This window comes from Bacteroides faecichinchillae JCM 17102, assembly GCF_000614145.1.
Lineage (GTDB): Bacteria > Bacteroidota > Bacteroidia > Bacteroidales > Bacteroidaceae > Bacteroides > Bacteroides faecichinchillae.
In genome coordinates, this window is the sequence record NZ_BAKK01000088.1 from 1 (window position 1) to 4,761 (window position 4,761).

4 protein-coding genes are annotated in these 4,761 nt (G+C 47.4%); 3 read left to right on the forward strand and 1 reads right to left on the reverse strand.

Features of this window, described 5'->3' with window-relative positions; translation table 11 throughout:
• The first annotated feature begins 839 nt into the window (after window positions 1–839).
• On the forward strand, window positions 840–941 hold the full coding sequence (locus JCM17102_RS30795; protein WP_373278916.1) for a smalltalk protein: 102 nt from the start codon (window positions 840–842) through the stop codon (window positions 939–941).
• 341 nt (window positions 942–1,282) lie between these two features.
• Here JCM17102_RS30795 and JCM17102_RS32100 read toward each other — a convergent pair whose 3' ends face one another.
• Entirely contained in the window at window positions 1,283–1,417 is a 135-nt protein-coding gene (locus JCM17102_RS32100) for a hypothetical protein (protein ID WP_262481132.1), read from the reverse strand.
• A 915-nt stretch (window positions 1,418–2,332) separates the two neighbouring features.
• On the opposite strand from JCM17102_RS32100, the gene JCM17102_RS30800 reads away from it, so the two are divergent.
• Window positions 2,333–4,279 carry an RHS repeat domain-containing protein gene (locus JCM17102_RS30800; RefSeq protein ID WP_159106367.1) on the forward strand — a complete coding sequence of 649 codons (1,947 nt, stop codon included), beginning with the start codon at window positions 2,333–2,335 and terminating at the stop codon, window positions 4,277–4,279.
• A gap of 47 nt (window positions 4,280–4,326) precedes the next feature.
• Window positions 4,327–4,761 (forward strand): hypothetical protein (locus JCM17102_RS25240; RefSeq protein ID WP_033887208.1); only part of this gene is annotated, 435 nt, incomplete at its 3' end.

Genomic DNA, 4,761 nt, shown 5'->3' on the forward strand with positions numbered 1-4,761 from the left:
ATGTAGTTTTTACAACTTATTTTGCTAACATTTAATTAATATCTTATTGAAAGGAGACAGGATTATGAATATAAACTATACAATACTTTTTCATAGTACTTACCGGAATTATTCCGGTATTACTTTTCAGGTGATAATACTAACCTTATACAATAAACTAAAAAACATTAAAAAGGAGTATGGCCATCGAAAGATTCTCTGATATTTTAGTAATACCATCTAGAAGCGTTTCATTTCTTACAGCTCGAAACAATCTGCCGATAATCTTGGATTACAAGGGATCAAGCAAGTAGTAAAGAATTGAACATTAAAATCCTTTTGTGAAACTAAAAAGATAATATACCAATGAACAAATTAAATCCCGATATAACATCGAATCATTATGTCCTGAGAGACAATGCAGACCGGCTGCAATCAACCGATCATTCCGGCAAGAGTGAACCTGAGGCGCCGCAAGTTCAGGATATGCGGGTAAACGAGAAAGCTCCACTGCGTACCAGCGAATTCTCCAATGGACGCGACCCTTACACGTCCCCTTGTCATTCTCCACCGCATCCAATGAGGCATTTCAATGGCTAGCAATTGTCAGCTAACTTACTAATAATCAAGTTGATCGTAGTAAGCAATCTTACTATGAAGGGGAGTCGTACGCTCTATTTGAACGGTCGGAACATATTGTTTTTGCAACGAAAGAGCAAATCCGGAACTGAACAAGAGTGGATCGACGACCGATTGAAAATTAATCATAAGATAATATCCAGTCAATTGAAAACGATTTTTAGGAGCATAATAAAACCGATAAAACCAATTAAAATCCCCGGAAAGGAGGTGGGAAAATGATGGCAATAAAGAAATCAGCCTGGGATATCATCCTCAAAGCGATTATCGCTGTGGCTTCAGCAGTGCTCGGCGCACTGGGAGGCAATGCAATGAACCTGTAGCGTTTGTAGACAGATTCTATCAACGAATCTTGTGAACAGCTTCGGTACACAAACACCGGTACACTCCCCTGCGGATAAGAACCTGGTTCTACCGGGGGATTGTCTACCACTATTTTATTAACCAATAAACTACTTAACCCATTTAAATCAAGACAATAATGAATATTTTTAATACGATCCATTCTAAAAACAGGATAAACAGGATTAACTGGATAAACCGGATAACCGGCATAAACAGAAAGTTCCCCCTGATACTTTTACTCGCCTGTTTTCCGCTACCGGGAATACACGCGCAACAACCTCATGAGATCAGCCTGGACGTTCCCCGTATCGTACCCGTATCACCGGAGGCTGCCGCGATGGAAAAGTACCGGTCCTACCCGGTAGACTATTGTACGGGAGTTCCCAACATCATCATCCCCCTGTATGAAATCGTAGCGGGAGACATCACCATTCCAGTCTCCCTGTCCTACCATGCCTCGGGCCTGAAACCCAAAGAACGCAGCGGGCTTGCCGGTACGGGGTGGACACTGAACCTGGAACCTTCCATCATGCGGGAGGTCAAAGGCCTCGCGGACAGCGACACATACGGCTGGTTCAACACCCGGAACAGTCCGGTCCCGACAGATAAGGTGGAGCGACTGAGGTATTATAACGCCCAGGTGGACAACCAATATGACACGCAACCGGACAAGTTTGTCTACAAGCTTCCCCATGGTGGCGGAAGCGGGTATTTCCTGGAGTCGTTCAGCCCCATGCGTTGTATCCCCCTGACCAATGATGACGTCCGCTACCATGGAACACGCATGGATATCACAGACGGCAACGGTGTGAAATACGAGTTTGACGGCGTGAACGAGAAAGCGGACGATATTATCACCCGCTGGATGTGTACGGCTATCCGTTCTCCGCGTCAAACCGGTCATCCGGTCACCTTTGAATATACCACGACTCGAACGCGGCTGCATGCGGGCGCTTATTTTAACATGGACAGCCGGATCATCATTAATGACATCCAGAATGGTGCCCCTAAGATCGTCTTCTCAAAGTTGGTGCCCGGAAAGCCCAACAAACACTACCGCATCGACACTGAGGGCTACGTGTTGCCTTATAACGCCAAGCTCACTCCTCTTTCGGAGGCGCAGGCCGGCGTGCATTATCCTACGAGCGGTTCTTTTCTGGGCGGGCGTGGCGAAGAGGCACGTCTGAGCAGGATTAATTATTTCGGTAACACCTTTTCGGTCTCTTACAGGACAGTCGGCTCCGATGTGACCGCTACGGACGCTTACGACCGTATGGATGTGACCAATGCCCGGGGTGAGACGATCCGTTCCATCGAGTTCTTTATCAGCCTTTACAACAGTTCCACTTCTCTGACCAAACTCGACTCGGTGCGTGTCTCGGCTCCCGGAGTGGAAACAAAGGTGTATGCATTTCATTATAATAATATTTATAGTGTCCCTTCCATCTATACCGTAGCGGTAGACCACTGGGGGTTCTGCAACGGTGCCAACACCACCACCGAAGACGAAAGGAATATTCCCAGTTTCCGCAGAAAAGTGTATGTGCCCAACGGAATAGGCAAAACACTGGAAACCATTCTTGAGCATTCGGGCAGGAACCGGGAAGCGAATGCCGGGTGGGCTGCAACCGGTATTCTCAGCCGTATTACCGACCCGCAAGGGATACAGACGACTTTCGAGTATGAAGGGAATTACGGTGGGTTCCGCGACCCCAGCCGCTCGGCCAATTACCGTAATTATCTCCATCCGGTCGGCGGGCTGCGTGTAAAGAGTATTGTTACCAGGGATCCGCATACCGGCCGCCGTACGATTAAATCGTACCGGTATGGACTGACTCAGGTGAATAATGCCGGTTATGAACCGATCTGGGGTGGCGGTGCCATCAAGCATATTGTCAGCGAGCGGGATTATTGCTCGGGCATGAGTAATTTTGCAGATGATTCGAGTAACAATGCCTGGTTTGAGTACCTGACCACGTATCGTTCCATGCCCCACTCCAACATTACGTTCAACAACGGAAGTGCGGTGATGTATAATATTGTCCGCGAAGAAATCAGCGGAGAGGAGATGGAGCCTATCCGTACGGATTACTATTATCATGTGAAGCTGCACAATTATGAGGGAGTGCTGAGTTGGTATGACGGGCAGACCGATATGGTTAAGCAGTTTCTGCAAAACAAGCCGGAGACAGAGCTGCGCAAACTGTTCCGTCCTTTCCCCGCTCATCCGCAGGAACCTTCGGATGACCTGTCCAGACACCCTTCCGATAGTTATCAGGTTTACGGGCGCTTGATCCGTAAGAATTGTTTCAGGAAGGATGAACTGGTTTCACGTACGGATTATGAAAATACCAGGGTCTCTTCCAACGGGAGCGTTTTTGTCGACCTTCCGGTACGGCTGATTTCGATTGGTACCGACAGTTATCGCAAATACATGAATACAAGTACGCTCAACGGCAAGGAGTTTTTTGTCTCCGGTAATTATTATACGCCTGGTGATGAGAATGCAAAGGTACAGACTGAGTTTTTCCTGGATGTGACCAACTACTGTGTGCTCGGCAAGGAAAAAACAACCGAATATTATTCGGCCGGCGGACGTCGTGACAGCCTTGTGACGACGAAGGAGTATTCGTACAACATCGATTTTTCCAATCCGGGAGCTTCGCTGGAACCCGGAAAGGTGGAAACAGCCAATAGTAATGGCACCGGTGTTACGGATGAATATGAGTACCTGAGTGGTTTTCCTGCTGTCCTTTCGTATCACAAGCATAGTGAAGGCGGGCATTCACGTGAAAACCGTATCCTGTTCAAGGATGGTACTTGTTTCCCGGAACGTATCCGCAGCAAGACGGACCGGATGTCCGACTTTCGTGACGAAGTGGTTTATACGGCTTATGACGGTCACAATAATGTGGCTGAAATTAAAGGTAAGGATGGCACTCCCGTCACTTTCCTGTGGGGCTATCTTAACCGTTTTCCGATCGCTAAGATCGAAAATGCCACCCGCGATGAGGTGTTGGCGGGAATGGGTTACTCGGCGACAGATACGAGTGTGTTGGATGCCTGGTCGGGCTTTGTGGAACCTTCGGATGATATCCTGAGCAAAATCGCTTCTCTTCGGAACGGACTTCCGGGTGCCAGGGTGACGCTCTACGATTACGATCCGGTGCAGGGGCTTACCGGAGTGACAGACCCGAACGGTGTGGTGACTCGTTTTGAGTATGACCATTATAACCGCTTGACAGACAGCTATTACGTGGATCCCGATTTACAGAAGGTGATGCTGCAACAGTATATCTACCGTTTGGGGAAATAACACAAGAAATGAAATACAATAACAGAACTTAACAAAAGAAGAAACATATGAAAAAATATATTTGTATCTTATTGTTTGGTTTGTTCTCGGCGGTGATGTTCGGGCAACCGACTTATCAGCACCGTATGGACACAGCCATTGACATCGGCACGCATGACAGCCCTTTTACATTTACCGATAGCCGGTATACAGGGGATTTCGGGGATGATTTTTACTGGGATGTGGATTATCCTCCTTACCTTGGCGTTAAAGAGATCTTTTACCGGATTACGCTGACTAATTCAATGACGGTAAAGTTCAAGATAACCCGTCCTGACCGCTGTTGGACCAATGTTATGTTGCTGGATGATGCCGGTAAGAGGTGGGAATACAATTCTCGCGCTTATAAAGCTTTCGGATTAACTCCCGGTGTCTATTACTTTGTAGTAGAGGGCCAGCAGTCCGGCAACCTGAATGATCCTGTTTCCGATGTGACGATTGAC

Coding starts and splice junctions, on each gene's coding strand:
- JCM17102_RS30795 (WP_373278916.1), top strand. CDS start 840: ATGGCAATAAAGAAATCAGCCTGGGATATCATCCTCAAAGCGATTATC.
- JCM17102_RS32100 (WP_262481132.1), bottom strand. CDS start 1,417: ATGGTAGGACAGGGAGACTGGAATGGTGATGTCTCCCGCTACGATTTC.